At 58.9% G+C, this 24,090-nt stretch carries 23 protein-coding genes and 1 pseudogene; 10 read left to right on the top strand and 14 right to left on the bottom strand.

The genetic code is table 11. The features are described 5' to 3' along the window. Nucleotides 1-42 precede the first annotated feature (42 nt). Nucleotides 43-1,581 (bottom strand): murein biosynthesis integral membrane protein MurJ, encoded by a 1,539-nt coding sequence (murJ, locus tag AC4ANE_RS03685; RefSeq protein ID WP_002551977.1) that lies wholly within the window; start codon nucleotides 1,579-1,581, stop codon nucleotides 43-45. Nucleotides 1,582-1,831: 250 nt separating this feature from the next. Here murJ and rpsT point away from each other — a divergent pair, with 250 nt between their 5' ends. Next, nucleotides 1,832-2,110 carry a 30S ribosomal protein S20 gene (gene rpsT, locus AC4ANE_RS03680; RefSeq protein WP_003344603.1) on the top strand — a complete coding sequence of 93 codons (279 nt, stop codon included), beginning with the start codon at nucleotides 1,832-1,834 and terminating at the stop codon, nucleotides 2,108-2,110. Nucleotides 2,111-2,311: 201 nt separating this feature from the next. Here the strand turns inward: rpsT and AC4ANE_RS03675 are convergent, their stop codons facing one another. From AC4ANE_RS03675 to rplU, 5 genes are all read right to left on the bottom strand, one after another. Next, nucleotides 2,312-2,782, bottom strand: coding sequence for a CreA family protein (locus AC4ANE_RS03675; protein ID WP_002551975.1), 471 nt, complete (start codon nucleotides 2,780-2,782; stop codon nucleotides 2,312-2,314). Between the two features lie 27 nt (nucleotides 2,783-2,809). Next, nucleotides 2,810-3,928 (bottom strand): glutamate 5-kinase, encoded by a 1,119-nt coding sequence (proB, locus tag AC4ANE_RS03670; protein WP_002551974.1) that lies wholly within the window; start codon nucleotides 3,926-3,928, stop codon nucleotides 2,810-2,812. Between the two features lie 89 nt (nucleotides 3,929-4,017). Continuing rightward, nucleotides 4,018-5,241: an Obg family GTPase CgtA gene (gene cgtA, locus AC4ANE_RS03665; protein WP_002551973.1), complete on the bottom strand. Its 1,224-nt coding sequence runs from the start codon at nucleotides 5,239-5,241 to the stop codon at nucleotides 4,018-4,020. Between the two features lie 216 nt (nucleotides 5,242-5,457). Beyond that, a complete protein-coding gene (gene rpmA / locus AC4ANE_RS03660; protein ID WP_002551972.1) occupies nucleotides 5,458-5,733 on the bottom strand; it encodes a 50S ribosomal protein L27 in 276 nt (91 codons plus the stop codon). Between the two features lie 32 nt (nucleotides 5,734-5,765). Further along, nucleotides 5,766-6,077, bottom strand: coding sequence for a 50S ribosomal protein L21 (gene rplU, locus AC4ANE_RS03655; RefSeq protein WP_002551971.1), 312 nt, complete (start codon nucleotides 6,075-6,077; stop codon nucleotides 5,766-5,768). 239 nt (nucleotides 6,078-6,316) lie between these two features. Between rplU and AC4ANE_RS03650 the strand changes: the two genes are divergently transcribed. Next, entirely contained in the window at nucleotides 6,317-7,285 is a 969-nt protein-coding gene (locus tag AC4ANE_RS03650; RefSeq protein ID WP_002551970.1) for a polyprenyl synthetase family protein, read from the top strand. A gap of 81 nt (nucleotides 7,286-7,366) precedes the next feature. On the opposite strand, the gene AC4ANE_RS03645 is transcribed toward AC4ANE_RS03650, so the two are convergent. The 5 genes from AC4ANE_RS03645 to selD form a co-directional block, all read right to left on the bottom strand. Further along, nucleotides 7,367-8,263 carry a LysR family transcriptional regulator gene (locus AC4ANE_RS03645; RefSeq protein ID WP_002551969.1) on the bottom strand — a complete coding sequence of 299 codons (897 nt, stop codon included), beginning with the start codon at nucleotides 8,261-8,263 and terminating at the stop codon, nucleotides 7,367-7,369. Between the two features lie 58 nt (nucleotides 8,264-8,321). Then, nucleotides 8,322-8,909, bottom strand: a complete 588-nt coding sequence (mdaB, locus tag AC4ANE_RS03640) for an NADPH:quinone oxidoreductase MdaB (protein WP_460408705.1) — start codon at nucleotides 8,907-8,909, stop codon at nucleotides 8,322-8,324. A 211-nt stretch (nucleotides 8,910-9,120) separates the two neighbouring features. Beyond that, the gene (locus AC4ANE_RS03635) at nucleotides 9,121-9,885 is read right to left on the bottom strand and encodes a sulfite exporter TauE/SafE family protein (RefSeq protein ID WP_002551967.1); all 765 of its coding nucleotides are present in this window, start codon (nucleotides 9,883-9,885) and stop codon (nucleotides 9,121-9,123) included. Nucleotides 9,886-9,918: 33 nt separating this feature from the next. After that, on the bottom strand, nucleotides 9,919-11,019 hold the full coding sequence (mnmH, locus tag AC4ANE_RS03630) for a tRNA 2-selenouridine(34) synthase MnmH (protein WP_002551966.1): 1,101 nt from the start codon (nucleotides 11,017-11,019) through the stop codon (nucleotides 9,919-9,921). Continuing rightward, on the bottom strand, nucleotides 11,019-12,053 hold the full coding sequence (gene selD / locus AC4ANE_RS03625) for a selenide, water dikinase SelD (protein WP_002551965.1): 1,035 nt from the start codon (nucleotides 12,051-12,053) through the stop codon (nucleotides 11,019-11,021). Before selD ends, mnmH begins: the two co-directional genes overlap by 1 nt. Before the next feature lie 241 nt (nucleotides 12,054-12,294). Between selD and AC4ANE_RS03620 the strand changes: the two genes are divergently transcribed. The 4 genes from AC4ANE_RS03620 to phnE are packed head-to-tail and all read left to right on the top strand — an operon-like array spanning nucleotide 12,295 to nucleotide 15,525. Beyond that, a complete protein-coding gene (locus tag AC4ANE_RS03620) occupies nucleotides 12,295-13,146 on the top strand; it encodes a putative selenate ABC transporter substrate-binding protein (RefSeq protein WP_002551964.1) in 852 nt (283 codons plus the stop codon). After that, entirely contained in the window at nucleotides 13,143-13,940 is a 798-nt protein-coding gene (locus tag AC4ANE_RS03615) for a phosphonate ABC transporter ATP-binding protein (RefSeq protein ID WP_002551963.1), read from the top strand. Before AC4ANE_RS03620 ends, AC4ANE_RS03615 begins: the two co-directional genes overlap by 4 nt. Continuing rightward, the gene (locus AC4ANE_RS03610) at nucleotides 13,934-14,761 is read left to right on the top strand and encodes a PhnE/PtxC family ABC transporter permease (protein ID WP_002551962.1); all 828 of its coding nucleotides are present in this window, start codon (nucleotides 13,934-13,936) and stop codon (nucleotides 14,759-14,761) included. Before AC4ANE_RS03615 ends, AC4ANE_RS03610 begins: the two co-directional genes overlap by 7 nt. Further along, nucleotides 14,758-15,525 (top strand): phosphonate ABC transporter, permease protein PhnE, encoded by a 768-nt coding sequence (gene phnE, locus AC4ANE_RS03605; RefSeq protein WP_002551961.1) that lies wholly within the window; start codon nucleotides 14,758-14,760, stop codon nucleotides 15,523-15,525. Before AC4ANE_RS03610 ends, phnE begins: the two co-directional genes overlap by 4 nt. A 66-nt stretch (nucleotides 15,526-15,591) precedes the next feature. Here phnE and ggt read toward each other — a convergent pair whose 3' ends face one another. From ggt to AC4ANE_RS03590, 3 genes are all read right to left on the bottom strand, one after another. Beyond that, nucleotides 15,592-17,319 carry a gamma-glutamyltransferase gene (gene ggt / locus AC4ANE_RS03600; protein WP_002551960.1) on the bottom strand — a complete coding sequence of 576 codons (1,728 nt, stop codon included), beginning with the start codon at nucleotides 17,317-17,319 and terminating at the stop codon, nucleotides 15,592-15,594. A 205-nt stretch (nucleotides 17,320-17,524) separates the two neighbouring features. After that, a complete protein-coding gene (gene mmsB, locus AC4ANE_RS03595) occupies nucleotides 17,525-18,412 on the bottom strand; it encodes a 3-hydroxyisobutyrate dehydrogenase (RefSeq protein ID WP_002551959.1) in 888 nt (295 codons plus the stop codon). A 33-nt stretch (nucleotides 18,413-18,445) separates the two neighbouring features. Further along, nucleotides 18,446-19,972: a CoA-acylating methylmalonate-semialdehyde dehydrogenase gene (locus AC4ANE_RS03590; protein ID WP_002551958.1), complete on the bottom strand. Its 1,527-nt coding sequence runs from the start codon at nucleotides 19,970-19,972 to the stop codon at nucleotides 18,446-18,448. A gap of 158 nt (nucleotides 19,973-20,130) precedes the next feature. On the opposite strand from AC4ANE_RS03590, the gene AC4ANE_RS03585 reads away from it, so the two are divergent. The 4 genes and pseudogenes from AC4ANE_RS03585 (at nucleotide 20,131) to AC4ANE_RS03570 (ending at nucleotide 24,037) form a co-directional block, all read left to right on the top strand. Further along, a complete protein-coding gene (locus tag AC4ANE_RS03585) occupies nucleotides 20,131-21,078 on the top strand; it encodes a LysR family transcriptional regulator (protein WP_002551957.1) in 948 nt (315 codons plus the stop codon). Between the two features lie 238 nt (nucleotides 21,079-21,316). Then, on the top strand, nucleotides 21,317-22,477 hold the full coding sequence (locus AC4ANE_RS03580; RefSeq protein ID WP_460408703.1) for a polymorphic toxin type 44 domain-containing protein: 1,161 nt from the start codon (nucleotides 21,317-21,319) through the stop codon (nucleotides 22,475-22,477). Between the two features lie 404 nt (nucleotides 22,478-22,881). Next, a pseudogene (locus AC4ANE_RS03575) lies at nucleotides 22,882-23,634 on the top strand (polymorphic toxin type 44 domain-containing protein); the annotation flags it as partial. After that, nucleotides 23,609-24,037 carry a hypothetical protein gene (locus AC4ANE_RS03570; RefSeq protein ID WP_031598106.1) on the top strand — a complete coding sequence of 143 codons (429 nt, stop codon included), beginning with the start codon at nucleotides 23,609-23,611 and terminating at the stop codon, nucleotides 24,035-24,037. The pseudogene AC4ANE_RS03575 and the gene AC4ANE_RS03570, both read left to right, overlap by 26 nt. The last annotated feature ends 53 nt before the right edge of the window (nucleotides 24,038-24,090 follow it).

The following is a 24,090-nucleotide window of genomic DNA, read 5'->3' as shown; positions in this document are numbered from 1 at the left end:
AGGTTCTTGGCGTGGCCCCAGAAAACAACGATCAAACCGGGCCTACATAATGGCCTTGCGGGCGAAATCCCTCAGGCGAAAGCCCAGCAACAGAAGCATGGCGAAGTAAGTCACGACACCCGTCGCAACCAGCGCACCCAGACGCAGAAAGCGCTCCAGCATATGACCTTCGTCCCACGCCGGCATGACGTGCATGAGCCCGAGCAGCACAGCCGACATCACCGCAACAGCGACTAACAGCTTCAACAGAAACACAGTCCAGCCAGGTTGCGGCTGAAACAGGTCCTGTTTGCGCAGCTGCCAGAACAGCAACCCGGCGTTGATACACGCCCCCACACTAATGGCCAGCGCCAGACCGGCATGCTGCAAGGGCACGATGAAGGCCAGGTTGAGCAACTGAGTCACTATGAGGGTGAAGATCGCGATTTTCACCGGGGTGCGGATATTTTGTTGGGCATAAAAGCCGGGAGCCAGCACCTTGATCAGGATGATCCCCAGCAACCCGACTGAATAGGCAACCAGAGCACGCTGGGTCATGGCTGAATCAAGCGCATCGAATCTACCATACTGGAACAACGAAACGGTCAACGGCTCGGCGAGCAACCCCAGCGCCAATGTGCAAGGCAGGACCAGCACGAAACACAGTCGCAGCCCCCAGTCGAGAATCCGCGAATATTCCTGACGATCGCGCTGCGCGTAGGTTTTCGACAGGATCGGCAGCAGGATCGTACCCAGCGCAACACCCAGTACGCCGGAGGGTAATTCCATCAGACGGTCGGCGTAGTACATCCATGACACCGAACCGGCGACAAGGAACGAGGCAAATATCGTATTGATGATCAGAGAAATCTGACTGACAGAAACGCCAAGGATGGCGGGCAGCATCTGTTTCATTACGCGCCAGACGCCGGTATCACGCAGATTCAGGCGCGGCAGTACCAGCATGCCGATCTTTTTCAGGTGTGGCAGTTGGTAGAGCAGCTGTAGCAGGCCGCCGACCAGCACCGCCCAGCCCAGCGCCATGACAGGGGGATCGAAGTACGGGGTCAGAAAAAGCGCGAAGAAGATCATGCTGACATTGAGCAGCGTCGGCACGAACGCAGGCACCGAGAAACGGTTCCAGGTATTGAGGATCGCCCCGGCCATCGATGACAGGGAGATCAGCAATATATAAGGAAAGGTCACCCGCAGCAGGTCCGAGGTCAGCGCAAACTTCTCCGGGGTGTCGACAAAGCCGGGCGCGGTGGCCCAGATCACCCAGGGTGCAAAGATCACTCCGAGCAGCGTCACCAGCGCCAGCGCCAGGGTCAGCAACCCCGTGACGTAAGCGACAAAGGTGCGGGTCGCCTCCTCCCCTTGCTGGCTCTTGTATTCCGCCAGGATAGGCACGAACGCCTGGGAAAAAGCGCCCTCTGCGAAAATCCGGCGCAGCAGGTTGGGCAGTTTGAAGGCGATGAAGAACGCATCGGTGGCCATTCCGGCTCCGAAAGTGCGCGCGATGATGGTGTCGCGAACAAAGCCCAGAACCCGGGAAACCATGGTTATAGAGCTTACGGCGGCGAGTGACTTGAGTAGATTCATTGAAAGAGTTGTGCGCCTTGGCAAAGGATGGGCGATTAAGCCCGCCATTTATGCGATACTTCGCGCCGCAAAAACGCCCGAAGCAAAGGCCGCGAGTTTACAGGTCACAGGCCGGAAATAAATCCTCCGGTCAAATGTAGCAACCACTCAGCGGAACACCTTAACTGCCCTTGACAAGACTTCAACTCATCGGCATGATTCGCGGCCTATTTTGTTTGCTATTTCACAAAGTCTTTCGAGGAGCTCGACGGTGGCCAACACACCTTCCGCCAAAAAACGTGCAAAACAGGCTGAGAAGCGTCGCAGCCACAACGCCAGCCTGCGTTCCATGGTTCGTACCTACATCAAGAATGTAGTTAAAGCCATCGACGCAAAAGACGCAGAAAAAGCGCAAGCCGCTTATGTTCTGGCTGTTCCTGTTATCGACCGTATGGCCGATAAAGGCATCATCCACAAGAACAAGGCTGCTCGCCATAAAGGTCGTCTGAACGGTCACATCAAGGCTCTGAGCCTTGCTGCTGCAGCCTAAGCGACCCGCTTGTTAAAAAACCGACCTCAGGGTCGGTTTTTTATTGCCTGCTGGAAAGTAGCCGGTGCAACGGAACTTGTGACGCAGAGCGTCACGACAGACATTCCCACGCTGGAGCGTGAGGAACGGTAATTCAACTATCGTGCGACGCTCCGCGTCGGCATGCCGTTCTGGACGCTCTGCGTCCACCCCTGAGCCACATCAAGGCGCGGGCGCGGCTGTCCATGGCAGGATAGGAATGGCGGTCACGGCATTCTGCGGGCTGCCTTCGATGACACGGTCGCTATAGACCAGGTACACCAGCGCATTGCGCTTCTTGTCGAAGAAGCGCACCACCTGCATGGTCTTGAAGACCAGCGACGTACGCTCCTTGAAGACCTCATCGCCATCCTTGAGGGTTTCCTTGAAGCGGATAGGCCCGACCTGACGACAGGCAATGGACGCCTCGGCACGGTCTTCGGCCAACCCCAGACCACCCCTCACGCCACCGGTCTTGGCGCGCGACAGATAGCACGTCACACCGTCGACCTTGGGATCGTCAAACGCCTCGACCACGATGCGGTCGTTTGGCCCGACCATCTTGAACACCGTCGACACCTGACCGATCTCTTCAGCCGAGACCAACACCGGCATCAGCAACGCGGCCGCCAACAAACCTTTCATAAAGCGCATCAAATAGTCCTTTTTTGCAGCCTCGAGTCAGACGAGGATCAGATTGTCCCGATGAATCAGCTCAGGCTCGGCCATATAGCCCAGCTCACGCACGATGGCTTCGGAAGAGTGACCAATGATTTTCTGGGCTTCGATGGCACTGTAGTTGCTCAGCCCACGAGCGATCTCGCGACCGTCCGGGGCGACGCATACCACCATCTCGCCACGCCGGAAGCTGCCCTGCACCAGCTTGACACCCACCGGTAGCAGGCTTTTCTGATCCTTGGCCAGCGCCGCAACAGCGCCATCATCCAGCACCAGCGTGCCGCGAGTTTGCAGGTGCCCTGCCAGCCACTGCTTGCGCGCCGCGAGCATGCCGCGCTCGGGAGACAGCAATGTCCCCAAACGTTCGCCACCCTTGAGCCGCGCCAGCACGCGCTCTATACGCCCGCCGACAATGACGGTATGCGCACCGGAACGCGCCGCCAGTCGCGCAGCACGCAACTTGGTCTGCATACCGCCGCGCCCCAGTGCGCCGCCTGTACCACCAGCAACAGCATCAAGCGCCGGATCATCGGCGCGCGCTTCGTAAATGAGTTGCGCATCCGGGTTGTTGCGCGGATCAGCGTCGAACATGCCGTCGCGGTCAGTCAGGATGACCAGCAGATCGGCCTCGACCAGATTGGCAACCAGCGCCGCCAGCGTGTCGTTATCGCCAAAACGGATTTCGTCGGTGACCACTGTGTCGTTTTCGTTGATGACCGGCACAACCCCAAGCTCGACCAGCGTGCGCAGGGTACTGCGGGCATTGAGGTAGCGCTTGCGGTCCGACAGGTCGTCATGGGTCAGCAGAATTTGCGCGGTATGCCGGCCATGCTCGGCAAAACTTGATTCCCACGCCTGTACCAAGCCCATCTGACCGATGGCCGCAGCAGCCTGGAGCTCATGCATGGCGCTGGGTCGAGCCGTCCAGCCAAGACGGCTCATACCGGCAGCCACTGCCCCGGAAGACACCAGCACCAGCTCGACACCCGCCTCATGCAGCGCCACCATCTGCTCCACCCAAACACCCATGGCGTTGCGATCCAGCCCCTTGCCATCCGCGGTCAGCAAGGCACTGCCAATCTTCACAACCCAGCGCTGGGCGCCCGTCACTTTGCTGCGCATCTTCTTCCAACCTTAGCCAGAGATTTTCAAATTCGGGATACAAAAACGCCGCTGACAATCGTAGCGGCGTTCAAGTTTACTTCAAGCGATCAGTCACGGACGTAAATGATTTCCGGACCGTCTTCATCGTCCACATCTTCTTCGTCCCAGTCATCGTCACCGATGTCATGCACGCTCTTCACGCCGCTGCGACGCAGTGCACGCTGATCATCCAGCGCCTGCAACTGAGCACGGGCTTCGTCTTCGATGCGCTGATCCAGCTCGGCCAGCTCTTCAGCATAACCAGGCTCCTCGGCGATACGCTGGCTGCGCTCTTCGAGGTAACGCATGATGTCGCGGGTCAACTGCTCGGTGCCTTCTTTGGCAATCGCAGAGATCACGTAAACAGGGCCGGTCCACTCCAGACGATCAACGATCTCCTGCTTGCGCGCTTCCTGCTCCTCTTCGAGGATCTGGTCACACTTGTTCAGCACCAGCCAGCGATCACGCTCGGCCAGCGACGGGCTGAATTTTTCCAGCTCGTTGACGATCACTTCGGCGGCATCCGGAGCACTGCTTTCATCCAGCGGCGCCATATCGACGAGGTGCAACAGCAGGCGGGTACGCGCCAGATGCTTGAGGAAGCGAATCCCCAGACCGGCACCATCGGATGCACCTTCGATCAGACCTGGAATGTCGGCCACCACAAAGCTCTTCCAGCGATCGACACTGACAACGCCCAGGTTTGGCACCAGCGTGGTAAATGGATAGTCGGCGACTTTTGGCTTGGCAGCGGATACCGAGCGAATGAAGGTGCTCTTGCCAGCGTTTGGCAAGCCCAGCAAACCAACATCGGCCAGCACTTTCAGCTCAAGCTTGAGATCACGCTGATCACCCGGCTTGCCCGGCGTGGTCTGACGCGGAGCACGGTTGGTACTGGATTTGAACCGAGTGTTACCCAGGCCGTGCCAGCCGCCCTGGGCGACCATCAGGCGCTGACCATCTTTAGTCAGGTCACCGATGATTTCCTGGGTAGTGGCGTCGATGATGGTGGTCCCGACCGGCACACGCAGTACCAGCTCCTCACCCTTGCGACCCGTGCAGTCTGCGCTGCCGCCATTGGAGCCGCGCTCGGCATCGAAGTGACGGGTGTAACGGTAGTCGACCAGCGTATTCAGGTTGACGTCGGCGACCATGAAGATCGAACCACCATCACCACCATCACCACCATTCGGACCACCGTTTTCAATGAATTTTTCGCGACGGAAGCTCATGCAACCGTTGCCACCGTCACCGGCTTTTACTCGAATGGATACTTCATCTACAAATTTCATAACGCACGCCTCCCGCCACAGGGACGAGCAGAACCACATAAATTACATAAGACTCTTGCAAAAATGAGCGTTGCGATACCGATCAGAAACCAGCGACCCCAGGGGTCAACATCACAACAGCCCGCACAAACAGTTTTGCAAGAGACTCACCTGCCTCTCTACCTCTACAAACAAAAAAGCCCCGTCGCAAGACAGGGCTTTTAAGCAACTGCGTGATTACGCTGCGGAGACTTCAGTCTTCGGAACGATGCTCACGTAGCGGCGACCGAAGGCGCCCTTGACCTGAAACTTGATCACGCCTTCCACTTTCGCGAACAGGGTGTGATCCTTACCCATGCCAACGCCGTAGCCAGCGTGGAATTGGGTACCGCGCTGACGCACGATGATGTTGCCAGGAATGATAGCCTGGCCGCCATACATCTTCACGCCAAGGCGTTTGGCTTCTGAGTCGCGCCCGTTACGGGTACTACCACCAGCTTTTTTGTGTGCCATGAGTCAATTCTCCAAATGAGGATTAGGCTGAATTAAGCCTGAATACCTGTGATTTTGATCTCGGTGTACCACTGGCGGTGGCCCATACGCTTCATGTGGTGCTTACGACGACGGAACTTGATGATACGAACCTTATCGTGACGACCTTGCGAAACCACTTCAGCCACAACGGTAGCGCCAGCAACAACTGGAGCACCGATGTTGACGTCGTCGCCATTGCCAACCAGCAGAACGCGGTCGAAAGTGACGGATTCGCCAGTAGCGATTTCCAGTTTTTCAATTTTCAGGTATTCACCTGGGGCGACTTTGTACTGCTTGCCACCGGTAACAATTACTGCGTACATGGTATTTCTCCGAAAATCCTGCTCACCCAGCTCTTTATAAGAAGAGTATCGGCTGGCATGGCTGCATGGGGCTGGAACGGCCCGTTTGCATTGCGTAAGGCAGGTGCTGCCCAGGAAAGTTAGGGTGCGCGATTGTACGCAAGGCATTCGTGTGTTGCAAGAGGCGGGTCGTCATACCTTGACACGCTCTACCCCGCGACCTAGCATGCGGCGCAACCTATCCGGAGCACGTGTCGCTGATGCAACCCCAAGCCTTCTATCGCGCGGTGGCGGACGACTTTAGTGCCGTTGACCTTATCATCAAAAAGCAACTGACGTCGCGCGTACCGCTGGTCTCGAAAATCGGTGATTACATTACGTCGGCAGGCGGCAAGCGTCTGCGTCCGTTGCTGGTACTGCTGTGTGGCAAGGCGCTGGGCCGCGAAGGCGATGACCTTCGCCTGCTGGCCGCCACCATCGAATTCCTCCACACCGCAACCCTGCTGCATGACGACGTCGTCGACATGTCCGGCATGCGTCGTGGTCGATCCACCGCCAACGCGCTGTGGGGCAATGCGCCCAGCGTGCTGGTCGGCGACTTCCTGTATTCGCGCTCGTTCGAAATGATGGTCGAACTGGGCTCGATGGAAGTCATGAGAATCCTGTCCAAGGCGACCCGTATCATTGCCGAAGGCGAAGTGCTGCAGTTGTCGAAGATTCGCGACGCCAGCACCACTGAAGAAACCTACATGGAAGTGATTCGCGGCAAGACAGCCATGCTGTTCGAAGCCTCGACTCACAGTGCCGCAGCCCTGTGCAACGCACCAGAGGTACAGAGCGAAGCGCTACGCACCTTCGGCGACCATCTGGGCGTAGCTTTCCAGCTGGTCGATGACTTGCTGGACTACCGTGGCGATGCCGAAACCCTGGGCAAGAACGTCGGCGACGACCTTGCCGAAGGCAAGCCTACCCTGCCGCTGATCTACACCATGCGTGAAGGCAGCCCGGAGCAGGCCGCGCTGGTTCGTCAGGCGATCCAGAAAGGTGGTCTGGAAGATCTGGAAAGCATCCGCAATGCTGTGGAAAGCGCTGGAGCGCTGGACTACACCGCACAACTGGCCCGTGACTATGCCGCCCGCGCGATTGCCTGTCTGGACACCCTGCCGCCCAGCGAGTACCGGGATGCACTGGTCGAGCTGAGCGAGTTTGCGGTCGCCCGCACACACTGACAGCCATCGCAACCGAAAAGCCCGTGCAGCGTGACGGGCTTTTTATTACCTGCGCACAACGCCCATCGCGCTCAAGCACCTTCAGTGTGTGTAGCCAGCAAGTTTCTCCTGCATGAAATCCAGAAAACACTGAATCCTCAACGCCAGTCGCGAATTGCGGTAGTACACGGCATGAATCGGCTGACGATAGCCACTGTTGGCGCCCTTCAACAGACAGACCAGCCGCCCCTCGCGCAGGTCATCATTAGTCATGAAGTCGGAAAGACAGGCGATTCCCACGCCCTCCAGCACCAGATAGCGCAAGGTGTCACCGCTGGATGCCGAGATGGCAGGCTTGATGGACAGGCGATCGCCCTCAGCGTGGCGCAAGGGCCATTGATTGAGAGATTCCACGTGTGTGAAACCCACCAATACGTGTTGCGCCAGGTCTTCTGCGGTTTTCGGGGTGCCGTGGCGTTGCAGGTAGGCCGGGCTGGCGACGATATTCAGCGGGCAACTGCCCAGAGAGCGGGCATGCAGGGTCGAGTCAGGCAGCGCGCCGATTCGAATGGCGATATCGGTGCTCTGCTCAAGCAGGTCGATGAACCAGTCATCACTGTTGAGTTCCAGTTCGATGTCCGGGTAACGCTGACGAAACTCCGCCACATGCGGCACGATGCAATGCAGCATGAACGGTGACGCGGCATTGATACGCAAGCGGCCGGCGGGCGTCTGCCGGGAGGAAGAGAGCCTTTCTTCCAGGCTTTCCATCTGCTCGAGAATATGGCGGGCCCGTTCCAGAAAGAACTTGCCCTCCTCGGTCAGGTCCATGCGCCGCGTCGTGCGGTTGATCAGCGTGGTTTCAAGCTTGGCTTCCAGACGTGACAGGGTACGGCTGACACCGGAGGGCGTCTGGCCCATTTTCTCTGCCGCCGCGGAAATCGAACCGCTTTCGATGACCGAGACAAACACCTGCAATTCATCAGATCTGGCTTTCACTGTTGTCCCCTGCTCAACACTCAGAGGATATTAGCGCTGTTCAGTGCAAAGGTTGTGCTTACTGCACACCAAACACTTTGCCCAGGTGAGCCTCGTAACGCTGCACATCCGCTTCGATATTCGGCATTTTCATCACGTCCACTGCCAGAAACGTCGGCAGCCCGGTCATACCCAGAAACTCGTTGGCCTTGTGAAACGGGAAGTACACCGCGTCGACGCCCTTGGCCTCGAAGAAATCAGAAGCGTCATCGAAGGCTTTCTGTGGCGCATTCCAGGTCGCGGAAATCATGTATTGCTTGCCCTGCAGCAAGCCACCGCTGCCATACGTCTGCGACGCATCCGAACGGGTGCGGCCGTCATTGGCGTACAGGCTGCCGTGCCCTTCGGTGAACACTTCATCAATGTATTTTTTCACTGTCCATGGCGCACCCATCCACCAGCCAGGCATTTGCCAGACGATGACATCGGCCCAGAGAAACTTCTGCACTTCCTCGGCCACGTTGTAACCGCCGTCGATGAAGGTTTCCTTCACATCAAAACCGGCGCGGTCCATGAACACTACGCCCGCCTCGTGCAGGGTCGCGTTGTAGCGACCATCGGAGTGCGCGAACTGCTTGCCGCCGTTGAGGAACAATACTTTTTTCATGGCTGATCTCTCGCTACCCAACCCCGGCCAGTCTTGAGGCTGAGGCTGAGGCTGAGGTGGAGGTGATTAATGGATGAGCCGAGAGTAAAGAGATGTGCGCCCATGAGTAAGACAGCGAAGGGCAAAATACTCTTGCTTCACAGTCACGAATGGCGTTAAGACTATTGAGCGAAATGCCTGAGCGGATGAAGACAGGTTTACCCCATCAGGCTCAACCCTTTATCAGCAGTTGCAGCCCCAACAGCCCCATGCCGATGAAGAACACGCGCTTGAACAGCGCCGCGCTGATTCGCTGACGCAGCCACTGCCCCAGCAGCATGCCCAACAGGGCTGGCATCAGCGCAAACGTGGATGCGCCCAGTTCCGCGCCGCCCAGCGCACCGTTCCACGACAAGCCCGCTGCCAACGCCAGCGTGGAAACAGTGAAGGACAACCCCAGCGCCTGCACCAGTTGATTGCGTTCAAGCCCCAAAGCCTGCAAATAAGGCACCACGGGAATCACGAACACGCCGGTGGCCGAAGCGATAACCCCGGTAATAAGGCCGCACAACGGCCCCAGCCAGCGCTCTTTGGCGGCCGCGACCCTGAAGGTCGGCAGCAACAGCCCGCTCAATGCATAAAGAAACAGCGCACCGCCCAATGCTCGCGTCATCGAATGACTGCCGCTCATGCCAAGCCAGAAAGCCCCGGCCAGAGTGCCGATGAAAATCATGCTCAGCATCGGCCATAGCCGCTTCAGCAAAGGCCGCAGATTGCCACCCGTCGCCAGTTGCCAGACATTGGTGAACGTCGACGGGATGATCAGTAACGCGGCAGCCTGCGCCGGCAGCATGGCCAGCCCCAGCAACCCCATTGCCACCGTAGGCAAGCCCAGGCCGATGACACCCTTGACCGTTCCGGCCAGCAGAAAGGTGCCGATCACCAGAGCCGAAAGGCCCCAGCCCAGCGTTTGATAGAAATCGAGAATCGAGTGCATGGCGTCCCTTGCCAGATGGATAGAGGTCGAGGCTTAACCTTTTACTGAGCGCTCGCGCAGGTAGGCCAGCACTTGCGCTTGATCACCTGCGAATTCGATACGCGCCGCCTTGTGTTCGCGCTGGTAAGCGTACATAGGGTCGTAATATTCGCCGAGCAGCCCTTCGATCCAGCCTCGGTGCAGATCGACCTTACCGCTGCGCTGTTGCTCTTCCAGCGCTGCCTGCATAAGGCTGGACAAGCGTTGATGACGCTCGCCGCCGAGGCGCTTGTGAATGTTGTTCAGGCTTTGCAACAGACGCTCGGCGAACAGGCCAAAGCCCTGCGATTCGCCTTTGACGCTGATGAACTCTGCGCAGAGGTTGACCACATAATCCGCCAGAATGCGCTCGACGCGGTTCTCGAAGCTGTCTTCCAGCCAGACCATCGGGCAGCCTTGCATTGCTTGATGAAGCTCCAGCGGCACGTTGCAACTGCCGACCAGACGGCTTTCATCTTCCACGACGAATTGTTCGATACCGGCTGCGCGCTTCTTGAGCAAATCGATGGCCAGACGGTTCTCGAAGTCGATCTGCGCCGGTTGTCCGGTGGCTCGCTTGCCGAAGCTGGAGCCGCGGTGATTGGCGATGCGCTCGAGGTCCAGACTGTTGCGCAGTTGCGTCAATACTTCGGTCTTGCCCGTGCCGGTCATTCCGCCGAGCACGACGATATCGCACTCGCTCACTGCCTCGTGCAGGGTATCCAGCAGGAACGTGCGCATCGCCTTGTAGCCGCCAAGAACCCGTGGGTAGTCGACCCCGGCATCCTTCAGCCAGCGCTGTACCGTCTGCGAGCGCAGCCCGCCGCGAAAGCAATACAGGTAGCCATCCGGATTGGCCCTGGCGAACTCGACCCACGCATTGACGCGTTCATCCTTGACCTGACCACAGACCAATTGATGCCCAAGCTGGATAGCGGCGTCCTGGCCGTGTTGCTTGTAGCAGGTGCCGACCTTCTGCCGCTCGATGTCGTTCATCAGCGGCAGGTTGATCACGCCCGGAAACGCGCCCTTGGAGAACTCGACCGGAGCGCGCGCGTCCATCATCGGCACGTCATTGAGAAAAAGTGTGCGGTAGTCGCTGCTGTTGTCGGCCATCAGAACACCTCGACGGCGTGGGTCTGTCGCTCACGCAGGGTGCCGATAGGGTTGAGCAGCAGGCCCAGTTCGGCAGCCACCGTCAGAAACTCCGCCTCCCCTTCAGGGCTGACCGCGACCAGCAGACCGCCGCTGGTCTGTGGGTCGCACAGCAGGTCGCGCTGGGCCTCGCTCAGCGCAGCGATCCTGTCGCCATAGCTTTCAAAATTGCGCAACGTGCCGCCCGGCACACAGCCCTCGGCAATGTAATGCTCGACGCCGGGCAGGCGCGGGACCGCGGCGTAATCCAGACGAGCGGTCAGGCCTGCACCATCAGCCATTTCAACCAGATGCCCGAGCAGACCGAAGCCGGTGACATCGGTCATTGCCAGCACCCCGGCCAGCTTGCCGAAGCGACTGCCCGGCTTGTTCAAGGTGCACATCCAGTCGCGCGCCAGACCGATGTCTTCATCGCGCAATTTCGACTTTTTCTCGGCAGTAGTGAGAATGCCAATGCCCAACGGCTTGGTCAGGTACAGCGTGCACCCCGCCTGGGCGGTGTCGTTGCGTTTCATGTGCTTTTTCTGCACCACGCCAGTTACAGCCAGACCGAAGATCGGCTCAGGCGCGTCGATGGAGTGCCCGCCCGCCAGCGGAATACCGGCAGCGTCGCAGACGGCACGACCACCGCGAATGACTTCACGAGCAACCTCGGGCGGCAGCACGTTGACCGGCCAGCCGAGAATGGCGATGGCCATCAGCGGGTCGCCGCCCATCGCGTAGATATCGCTGATGGCATTGGTCGCGGCGATACGGCCGAAGTCGAACGGGTCATCGACGATGGGCATAAAGAAGTCAGTGGTCGAGACCACGCCGCGCTCGTCATCCAGTGCATAGACCGCCGCGTCATCGCGCGAGGCATTGCCGACCCAGAGCTTGGGGTCGAGGTTCTGCGCGCCGCTGCCCGCGAGGATCACGTCCAGCACCCTGGGGGAAATCTTGCAGCCACACCCTGCTCCGTGACTGTACTGGGTCAGGCGGATTGGCTCGTTCATCGCGACACTCTCGGTTACCGGGAAACAGGCTGCGGAGTCTAGGGGCTGTTCCCTTATCAGCATCAGCGCAAACCGCATCGCCCATCGGTTGTGCCTCAGGGCCGAGAACCTGCTGAACTGGCCTTTCTCGCCATGCCTCTTATAATCCCCGCGCATCACCACCGAATTCTGTGAAGCGCCGCCTGCTGATGCACGCGGGCTTTGCCTTATCCTTCTTCCGCTATTGAACCGGAGAACCTCCATGCTCAAGCGTACCCTGGCGCTCGCCGCCGGCCTTGCCCTGTCCTTCTCCGCCCTGACCAGCCACGCTGCCGACACCCTTCGCGTCTCGGCCATTCCTGATGAAGCGCCCACCGAACTGCTACGCAAGTTCAAGCCGCTGGGTGCCTATCTGGAACAACGCCTGGGCATGAAAGTCGAGTTCGTTCCGGTCGCCGATTACCCGGCAGTGGTCGAAGCACTGACCACTGACCGGCTCGACATGGCCTGGCTGGGCGGCTTCACCTTCGTTCAGGTCAACCTCAAGACCGGTAATGCGGTGCCGCTGGTACAACGCGAGCAGGATGCGAAATTCACCAGCAAATTCATCACCTCCGACCCGAACGTGAAAACCCTGGCGGACCTCAAGGGCAAGACGTTTGCCTTCGGCTCGGTGTCGTCGACATCCGGCAGCCTGATGCCGCGTTATTTCATGCTCAAGGAAAACATCAAGCCGGAAACGTTCTTCAGCCGCGTCGCCTATTCCGGAGCGCATGACGCAACCGCTGCCTGGGTTCAGGCGGGCAAGGTCGATGCGGGCGTGCTCAACGCCAGCGTGTGGGACAAACTGGTCGCCAGCGTTAAGGTCGACACCAGCAAGGTTCACGTCTTCGAAACCACGCCAACGTATTTCGACTACAACTGGACTGTACGCGGCAGCCTCGACCCGGCGCTGGCGGCGAAGATCAAACAGGCCTTCCTTGACCTTGACCCGGCCAACCCGGAGCAGAAGGCAATCCTTGATCTTCAGGCTGCCAGCCGCTTCATCGAGACCAAGCCCGAGAACTACAAAGGCATCGAAGAAGCCGCACGCGCTGCCGACCTGCTGAAATGACCTTGCGTCTGTCCGGCATCGAGCTGCGCCACAGCGACGGCACACTGGCGTTGCGCGGTCTTGATCTGAACATCGCTGGTGGCGAGCGGGTCGCGATCATCGGGCCGTCGGGTGCGGGCAAGACAACGCTGCTCAATCTGCTGGCCAGCGCGTTGCCGCCCAGTGCCGGACAACTGGAAGTGCTGGGGGCTGATCCCTGGCAGCTTTCCAGCAAACGCCGCCAGCGCCTGCGTAGCCGCATTGCGCTGATCCATCAGGCACCGCCGTTACCCGCGCGCCAGCGGGTCATCACTGCGGTGTCGGCGGGCAAACTTGGTCAATGGGGGCTGGGCAAAAGTCTGCTGAACCTGCTGCACCCACTGGACGTTTCTGGCACCCGCGAAGTGCTGGCACGTCTGGACCTCGCGGACAAACTGTTCGAGCGCTGCCAGCAGTTGTCTGGCGGGCAGCTGCAACGCGTTGGCATCGCCCGCGCCTTGTATCAGGCACCTGAACTGCTGCTGGCCGACGAGCCGGTTTCGGCGATGGACCCGCGTCTGGCCGATCACACCCTTGCGCTGTTATGCCAGCACGCCATCGAGCACCACGTGACGCTGGTCGCCAGCCTGCATGCGGTGGAGCTGGCGCTGGCGCACTTTCCGCGAATCATCGGGGTGCGCGACGGGCAAATTCACTTCGACCTCGCCGCAAACGAGGTCGACCGGCAGCATCTCGACACCCTGTATGCCAATGAACAACTGAGCCCTCAGCCTGCCCCGGATGTGTCTGAAACACCCTGGACGCCGCGATGCTGACTCAGGATCAGCGCGACCCGGCGGCAACGCCACGCCTGTTGCTGACGCTGCTGGCGGTCGCCCTGCTCTGGCCGGGCATTCGTCTGGCCGAACTGAATCCGCTGGTACTGCTGCAAGCCGATAATGCGCGGACGATGGGCAGCTTTCTCGCTGGGTTCTGGCCTGTGGCGCACTCTGCAGAATTCCTCGGGCTGTTGCTGGAGGCGACATTGCAAACGCTGGCTATCGCCACGGCTGGCATCGCCCTTGCTCTGCTGCTGGCTGTACCGGCAAGCCTGCTCGCCAGCAAGGCGCTGTCCCTGTCGGCCGCCTCACACGGCGGGCGTCCCGGCTGGCTCGGCCAATGCCTGCGCTGGCAGGTACGCGGCGTGTTGATCTTCCTGCGCAGCGTGCCGGAAATCGTCTGGGCGCTGTTGTTCGTGCGCGCGGTCGGCCTGGGTCCGACCGCGGGCGTACTTGCAATCGCCATCACTTACGCAGGCATGCTCGGTAAGGTATACGCCGAGATTTTCGAATCGGTGGACCAACGCCCGGCCCACGCCCTGCTTCAATCGGGCAGCGGACGCCTCGCCGCGCTGGCTTACGGCATCCTGCCCAACGCGGCAGCCGAATTGACGTCCTACACTGTGTACCGCTGGGAGTGCGCCGTGCGCGCTTCGGTGGTCATGGGTTTCGTCGGCGCAGGCGGACTGGGTCAGCAGATCGACCTGTCGATGCGCATGTTCGCCGGTGACGAAGTGGCGAGCATGCTGCTGACGTTCCTGCTGCTGGTGCTGCTCGCCGACCAGCTCAGCCGCCTGCTGCGCAGGCAGTTCACATGAAGCGCGCAGGCAATCTGCTGCTGGTGCTGGCGATGATTACGGCAGTGATCGCATCGTTTATGTACCTCGGCCTCGACCTCTTCACCCTGGGCAGTCATGACAACCTGACGCAGATGGGCCGTTATGCATTGCGCTTCATGAGCCCGGACCTCAGCAGTGAGCATTTGCAGGCAATCGGCCAGGGCGCTCTGGAAACGCTGGCCATGTCGGCACTTGGCACCTTGCTGGCTGCCATCGCAGGTTTGCTGCTGGCATTGCCCGCTGCCGGTCGCCTGGGCTGGCCGTTGCGCAGCGTGAGTCGTCTGCTGCTCAATGCACTGCGTGCCATTCCGGAACTGGTGTGGGCCGTGTTGATGGTGCTGGCTGCCGGGCTCGGCCCCAATGCAGGCACGCTGGCGCTGGCACTGCACACCACGGGCGTTCTGGGCCGACTGTTTGCCGAGGCGCTGGAAAATACCGCGCAGCAACCCGCTGCAGCGATTCGTCTGCAGGGCGGCAGCGCCTGGCAGGCGTTCAGCTACGGCACCCTGCCCAACCTCTGGCCACAGCTGCTGGCGTATACGCTGTATCGCTGGGAGAACAACATTCGCATGGCCAGCGTGCTGGGTTTTGTTGGCGCGGGTGGGTTGGGCCAGATGCTTTACATAAGTCTCAGCCTGTTTCAGGAAGCGCAGGCCAGCACCGTGATTCTGGCGATGCTGATCCTGGTGTTCGCCGTTGACGCATTGAGCGGCTGGAGCAGACAGCGTTGGGTAAGCAACTGACCCAGCACCAGAAACGAAAACGCCACGGTCCTGAAGCTCGGAACCGTGGCGTGATCACAGAGTGACTCAGTAGCCCAGTGACAACCCGGTGTTGCGACGCGGGTCGTTGGCACCGTAGAAGCGGTTGTTACCGACCGGTTTGCCGCCCAGCGAAGGCGCGCCTACCAGAATCGCTGCCACATGATTGAGTGGCTGCGGACCGGCAAACTTGTGGCCCCAGCTCTCAAGAATCTTCAGCGTGTCGGGGCTGACCGCGAAGGTATCGATGTTGGTCGCCTCAGGCTGCCATTGCTGGTGGAAACGCGGCGCGTCCACGGCTTCCTGAATGTTCATGCCATAGTCGATGACGTTGAGCATGGTCAACAAGGTCGCGGTAATGATGCGACTGCCGCCCGGCGTGCCGACAACCATTACGGCCTTGCCATCCTTGGTGACGATGGTCGGGCTCATCGAAGACAGCGGCGTCTTGCCCGGCGCGATGGCGTTGGCTTCGCCCTGCACCAGACCATACATGTTGGGCACGCCGACCTTGACGGTGAAGTCATCCATTTCGTCGTTGAGAATCACACCGGTCTTGCTGGCCATGACGCCCGCGCCGAACCAGTTGTTCAGGGTGTAGGTCACCGAGACCGCATTGCCCCATTTGTCGACGATCGAATAATGGGTGGTGTTGCTGCCTTCGTGCGGCGCGACGCCCGGTTTGATCTTGTTCGAGTCGCCAGCCTTTTGCGGCTCGATGGCCTCACGCAGCTTGGCCGCGTACTTCACGTCCAGCAGGTGCTCGACCGGGTTCTTGACGAAATCGGGGTCGCCCAGATAGCTGTTGCGGTCTACGTATGCATGACGCATGGCTTCGATCTGATAATGCATACCCTGCGCCGAGCGGAAGCCCAGCTCTTTCATCGGGTAGCCCTCGAGGATGTTCAGAATCTGGCAGATGACCACGCCACCGGAACTTGGAGGTGGCGCTGACACGACGTGGTAGCCACGGTAGTCGCATTCGACTGGAGCCAACTCGCGGGTCTTGTAATGGTCAAGGTCGGCCTGGGTGATGATGCCCTTGCCAGCCTGGCTTGAATCGACCAGCGCCTTGGCGACCCAGCCCTTGTAGAAACCATCGCTGCCCTTATCGGAGATTTCTTTAAGGGTCTTGGCCAGGTCTTTCTGCACCAGCTTCTGACCGACCTGCATCGGCTCGCCCTTGTCGAGGAAGATCGACCCGGAATCAGCCATGTCTGCCTTGAACACATCCGTGGCGCTCGACAGCATGTCGACGTCGCCCTGGCCCAGCACAAAACCTTCCTCGGCCAGCTTGATCGCCGGGGCGATGACTTCTTCGCGTTTGCGGGTGCCGTACTTGCTCAGAGCCATTTCCATGCCGGACACGGTGCCCGGCACGCCAACGGCCAGATGACCTTTGGCACTCAGATCAGGAATGACCTTGCCGTCCTTGTCCAGGTACATGTTGGCCGTCGCGGCCAGAGGTGCCTTTTCGCGGAAGTCGAGGAAAGTCTTGCGCCCGTCGGCCAGCTGAATGGTCATGAAGCCGCCGCCACCGAGGTTACCGGCCGCAGGGTAGACCACCGCCAGCGCGTAACCGACCGCTACAGCCGCATCGACAGCGTTGCCGCCAGCCTTGAGCACATCGACACCCACATGGGTAGCCAGGTGCTGAGCCGTCACGACCATGCCGTTTTCGGCGGCAACCGGGGCTTGTGATGCAGCAAATGAGGGGGAATAAGCGACGATCAATGCCGTCGCTATCAGCGATCTGGCGAGGGGTTCGAACTTCATGGTCGATCTCTTCTTTTTCTGAGTCAGGGACGTTTGATGAGTGGAGCGCCAGCCTCCAGGCGAGGATGCGGCGCTTCTCGTCGAAGCGTACCGAGCATCCCTGCGCTGATCTGACGAGGTCCAAAGTAGCCGGTTCTGCCACGTTTTCCTAATGTAAAAACCGGATACAAAGCTACGCCCCACTGATTCCCGATACGGGTGACGCCTAGGCTTTCGGGCGATACCCCTCAATGATCGCCGAGAAGTCCTTGCCGCCATCACCGCGCAGGCTCATGGCCTGGTACAGCTGTTGCGCCACTGCGCCGAGGATGACCGGTTGATGCGCAGCGCGCGCAGCCTCGGTTGCCAAGCCCAGGTCCTTGAGCATCAACTCAGCGCCAAAGCCGCCGCTGTAACCGCGTGACGCTGGAGCGGTTTCGACAATGCCAAGCCACGGGTTGTACGCCTCGGAACTCCAGCAACGGCCAGTCGAGGTATTGATGATGCCGGCCAGCACATGAGTATCGATGCCCAGCGCATTGCCCAATGCCATGGACTCGGACACGCCGATCATGGAAATCGCCAGCAGCATGTTGTTGCAGATCTTGGCAATCTGGCCGGTGCCCACGTCGCCACAATGCACGATGTTACGGCCCATCTGCTCCAGCACCGGTTTGAGCACGGCAAAATGCTCGGCAGATCCGCCGACCATGAACGTCAACGTCCCGGCCTGCGCGCCACCGGTGCCGCCTGACACCGGCGCGTCGCCCAACACCACGCCTTGCTGTGCGGCGACAGCGGCGATGTCACGGATGGTCTGCGGGTCGATGGTGCTGCAATCAACCGCCGGAACGCCGGGTGAGATGCCTTTCAGCACGCCGTCGTCGTTCAGGTACACACTACGCACATGCGCCGCAGCAGGCAGCATGGTGATGACCAGCTCGCTGCCTTCGGCGGCCTGCCGGGGTGAGTCGCTGACCTGTGCGCCCAGCCCGGCGAATTCAGCCAGCACGCTCTTGTTGAGGTCGAACACCTGCAAGGTGTGTCCGGCCTTGATCAGGTTGCGGGCCATGGGCGCGCCCATGTTGCCCAGACCGATAAATGCGATGTTCATTATTGTTCTCCCGGCCTGACTGACAGGCTGTGCTCAACGCAAATTGATCGTGGTGTTCACGCCGTCGTTCACGCTGTCGTCATCGAACCAGCGGCTGGTAACGGTCTTGGTCTGAGTGTAGAACTGCACCACCTGTTTGCCATACGGTCCCAGATCGCCCAGCTTGGAACCCCGCGAGCCAGTGAAGCTGAAAAACGGTACCGGTACAGGAATCGGAATGTTGATCCCGACCTGCCCGACATCGATCTCGCTTTGAAACTTGCGCGCCGCCGCGCCGCTCTGGGTGAACAAGCCAGTGCCGTTGCCGAACGGGTTGGCGTTGACCAGCGCGATAGCCTCATCGAGGGTATCGACCTCCAGAACAACCAGAACCGGACCGAAAATCTCCTGGGTGTAGATCTGCATGTCGGTGGTGACACCCGAGAACAGCGTCGGCCCTACGAAGTTGCCGCCCTCGTAACCCGGCACCGAAACCTCCCGACCATCCAGTTCAAGCGTCGCGCCTTCACGCACACCGCTCTCGATGAGGTCCAGAATGCGCTGCTTTGCCTTTCTGGAAATCACCGGCCCGATGTCCGTCCCTGCCTCCTGGCCGGCATTGACCTTGAGTTTCTGCGCCCGCGCCTTGAGGTCCGGCAGCCACTGTTTCGACGCACCGACCAGCACCACCACGGAGGTCGCCATGCAACGCTGGCCCGCGGCACCGAAACCTGCGCCCACCAGTGCATTCAGCGTTTGCTCACGGTTGGCATCCGGCAGCACGACCGCATGATTCTTCGCGCCCATCATCGCCTGCACACGCTTGCCGTGCCGACCGGCCAGATCGTAAACATGCGTGCCAACGGCGGTCGAACCGACAAAGGAAACAGCCTTGATGTCCTTGTGCGTGCAGATCGCGTCCACCACGTCCTTGCCGCCATGCACCACATTCAGCACGCCGGCCGGCACTCCGGCCTCAATCGCCAGTTCAACCAGCAACAGCGTCGACAGCGGGTCCTGCTCAGAAGGTTTGAGGACAAAGGTATTGCCACAGGCAATCGCCATCGGAAACATCCACAGCGGAATCATCGCCGGGAAGTTGAACGGAGTGATGCCCGCGCAGACGCCGATGGGCTGGCGCAAGGTGTAGGTATCCACGCCATTGGCAACGTTTTCGGCAAACTCGCCCATTTGCAGCGTGCCGATCGAACACGCGTGCTCGACCACCTCAAGGCCGCGAAAAATATCGCCCTCGGCATCGGCCAGGGTCTTGCCTTGCTCGGCACTCAATACTGCCGCAATGCGTTTGGAGTGTTCGCGGATCAGCGCCTGCAATTTGAGCATGATGCGCATACGCACACCGACAGGCGTTTCGCGCCAGGTGCGATAGGCCGCGTGAGCCGCAGCGACAGCAGCGTCCACTTCACTGGCCGTGGCAAATGGCACCCGGGCGAGGACTTCCTGAGTCGCAGGGTTGACGATGTCTTGCCATTCACTGCTTTGCGAGTCTATCCACTCGCCGTTGATCAGCAGTTTTACGCGAGCAATGGTGGTTGTGGTGTCGTTCAACGAGACGTTCATTTCAGCGGTTCTCCCTTCAGCAAACCACGCATCCAGCGCATGTGCAGATGGATCGCCGTGGTCTCCCGGCAGTCTTGTTTTTGAGTTGGTCAGGGGGCGTGCTTTGGAGTATAGATGTGCAAACTTCTAACAAGAATGCAGATAAAAGCAGGGTCAACATGCAAAAAAACATCACCTCCCTGGGGCTGTTGAACTGGGATGACCTGAAGTTTTTCCTCGAAGTGGCACGCACCCGTAAAGTCAGCAGCGCAGCCCGGCGCCTGGCCGTTGACTACACCACCGTGTCACGACGCATCAACTCGCTGGAAACCTCGCTCGGCACATTGCTGTTCGAAAAGTCGCGCAACAACGGCTTCATCATGACCGCCGAAGGTCAGCGCCTGCTGGGTTACGCCGAGTCCATCGAAAGCACGCTGCACATGGCCTGCGAACAGGTTTCCGGGTCCAGCGTCGCGTTATCCGGGCATATCCGCATGGGCTGCACCGAAGGCTTCGGTAGCTTTTTCATCACCCCGCAACTGAGCCACTTTCTCGACAGCTACCCGAGCATTTCGCTGGATATCCTGCCGCTGCCGCACTTCATCAGCCTCTCGAAACGCGAGGCTGACATCGTCATCGCCCTGGAGCGCCCGGAACACGGCCCCTACGTGTGTTGCAAACTCTGCGACTACAGCCTGCGCCTGTATGCGACCCAGGCGTATCTGGATAGCCACACGGCCATCGAGCAAAAAGCCGACCTGAGCGGACACGTCTTCATCAGCTACGTCGACGATCTGGCGTTCAGCTCCGAGCTGCTGTACCTGAGCAACCTGCTGCCCAACGCCCAGGCACAACTGCGCAGCACCAGCGTCATCGCCCAATACACCGCCGCGCTACAAGGCCGCGCACTGGCGATCCTGCCGTGCTTTCTGGCCGCCCAGGACCCGCGACTGCTGCCGGTGCTGGCGGAAGAAGTGAACATTACTCGACAATTCTGGATGTATTGCCGCGAGGACCTGCGCAAGTTGAAGCGGATCACGTTGCTGTGGGATTACATTCGGGAAGTGACGGAGTTGAACAAGGGGTTTTTGTTGGGGGAAAATTGCGCTGTCCGCTTCCTTCAGTGACAGATTTTCAAGGGATCAGGTGGCCTTTAGTAGCGGGGCAGACCGGAATTGGCGGTTTGTCACACGGATGCTGGTCCGCTCCCATTGAGGTGACCCCGACTTTTAGATCAGGTTCTCAAGGTCCTTCGCAAAACTAAGATTTCCCCTACATACCGCCTTTTGCACTTCCGGTAGCCTCCCACGCGTCAACTAAACGCTGGTTGTTGTCTACGGATCAAAAACGCAGGGACGGCATGCAATGATTTCTTCAGCCCGATTGGGCGACAAGCACGCCTGCCCATTACCGGGTCACGGTACAACACCTATCGCTTCGGCGTCCGGTGACGTCAACATCAACGGCAGGGGTGCGGCACGTGTGGGTGATACCTGCGGGTGTGGTGCGGTCATCACTACAGGCTTTCCTTCCATTCTGGTGAATGGCCGCCCCATGGCCCACTTGGGAAGCCTCACCAGTCACGGCGGGACAATCATCACGAGCTCAAGTGATGTTGGTGGCGGCTTCGTCATGGGCGGCGCTGCTGGCGCGGCCATTATCAACTTCATGGCGCTGGGAGCCTTCCGGCCAGACGGTTCCGTGGACAATGAGAAGATGGCGACCTTGCTGGCTGATCCGAAGCTCACGGAGAAAGCCTTGGCGGCGAACGCTTTGGTAGGCCCTGAGGCCGCTGGTGAGAAGTCAGATGCGGAGCCTGAGCCAAGGGCGGAATCTGTTGTTTGCAAATACCCTGACAGGATGGAAGAGCTGGCGACATACATTGCGGACGAGATGAATCGCAATATTCATCACCCTTCTGTTTTGAAAATGAAAAAACTGCTCAGTTATGACGTTGCCGAAGAGACTCGCAAGCAAATGGACCTGCCTTGGTATGCTCAAGTTGGCGCGACGAGCCCCCAAACTGTTGGCGCAGCAAATGGCGCTGCTGCGTTGGTGATTTGGACTGAGCGTGTAGGGCAGTATAGGGATTGGGACCACAAGCCGAAAATCCATAAGAAGTTCGGTGGGTATTACCACAAGCAAGGAGAGTACGAGTATTTTTATGATATTTGGTCTAACATCCACTACGGTTATGTTGGCCGCGCAGGCGGCCTTTCAGAAAGCGTGCTTGCCGACGGTGCGGGGTTAGAGCAGATAGTCTCAGACTCTGTCGGGGCGATCAGTGACATAACAAAACCACAGGTAAGCAGAAAACACCGGGGGCCTCAACGTGCCGAGAACGTAGAGGGACTCCGCGCTTGGGACGACGATCCCGACCGAATATCTGTCGGGATCGGGATTAAACTCTTTAACCTGCGCCCTCATGGTGGCATAACAGCGAAAATGATAATGAAAGAGGTTCTTTCGGTTGCACCACAAGCATGGGGAGCAGGTGTCATTGATCATCAATGTGAGAAAACTTAAGTTGCGTCATGCAGTTTTGTTCGCGCTTATAGTTCTGCTAACGGCTTGGTATGCTGCTACCCCCAGCGTAGTTATTCATTACCCCAAAGAAGCTACGGATGAACTTCGTTTAGTATGGGATACGCAACACCAAATTCATAGAGAGAGGATGCTTCCGGGAGAAGCGTCATCTGATGTTGGTCATCTATTCCCCGATGAAGATTTTTTTATGGTTTTCTTTTGGGGCCCCATCAAGGGCCATATGAGATGTATCGACATAACGCCCAAGCGCTGGGCTACGTTAGATATATACCTAACGGAGTCGGGTAGAGTCGACATTAACAAAACATCTCCCGCCATTATTGAACGCTTGAAAAAATGTGAGGGCGAACCTGATCCTTTCCGGCACTAAGGTGCCCTTAGAACCTAAGGCTGCCGCTAGGGAGTCAGAGGCGAAGCCTTAGCCAAAAGCGGAACCTGTTGTTAGCAAACACCCTGACAGGATGGAAGAGCTGGCGACTTATATTGCTGGAGAGATGAACGCCAACATCAATAGTCCAGAAGTTCGTCAGATGAGAGACCTCAATAGCTTCGATGCGGCGGCAAAGATGAAGGAGTATGAGGCGCTTCCATTTTACCTGCGCCTTGGTCCCGGCCCGGATTTCTACAGCATGGCGGCCGGTATGCAAGCAAAGGCTTTTGCTATCTGGGCAGAACGTGTTGGTCAGAATCGCCCGTGGGACCACAAACCGATACTCGCCGCGAAATACGATGGCGTCGTCTACCACAAACAGGGCGATTACGATTACTTCTATGACATCTGGTCGAACATTCACTATGGATACGTCGGGCGAGTTGGTGGGCTTTCCGAAAGCATCCTTTTGGATGGCGCAGGTGCTGAGCAGATCGTTTCAGACACACTCAGGAAAGCAGTCGAGGTCCTACAGAAACCGAAAGAGGAAAGAAAACTTCCGGGGCCTAATCGCTCGGCCGACATTGATGGACTCCATGCATGGGACGACGCCCCAGACCGGATTTCGATTAGCATTGGGATCAAGCTGTTCAGCCAAAACCCCACCGGTGGAATTACGGCACAAATGGTAATGAAGGAAGTTCTTGCAGTAGCACCTGGAGCATGGGGAAAAGGCATCCGTGAACACAAATGCAAGCAAAACTAAAACCGGGTATGGCCGTTGGCTGCTTGTTGGCCTATTGGTCGGCCCTATCGCTTTTTGGTACTTAGCTTCTCCAGTCGTGGCAGTAAATTTTTCTCATGAAGGAAAGGAAGAGTTTCGATACATCTGGAACACTCAGCATCAAATCTATAAGGGTGACATGCCCGCAGGTGGCGGCTCAGCGGTCGAGTGGGGCCAAATCTTCCCTGATAAAGATTTCTTCATGAGGTTCGATTGGTGGACCGATAAGGGTTTCAAGCAGTGCATCGACATCACGCCTAAATGGGGAAGTACGATAGACATCTATCTTGATGATATCGGCAGGATCGACACGGCGAAAACGGCGCCTGAGGTCATTGCTCGTCTGAAACAGTGTCCTGGGCGAGCAGACCCCTTCCAGCCCTGAGGCGTGCTACCCGCGCCACGTCAAACTCGGCACAGCCAATGAGTAAACACAGA

The organism is Pseudomonas sp. Pme6b (assembly GCF_058129925.1).
Note: the sequence above shows the minus strand (reverse complement) of the source record. Positions and strands in the feature narration are given on the sequence as shown.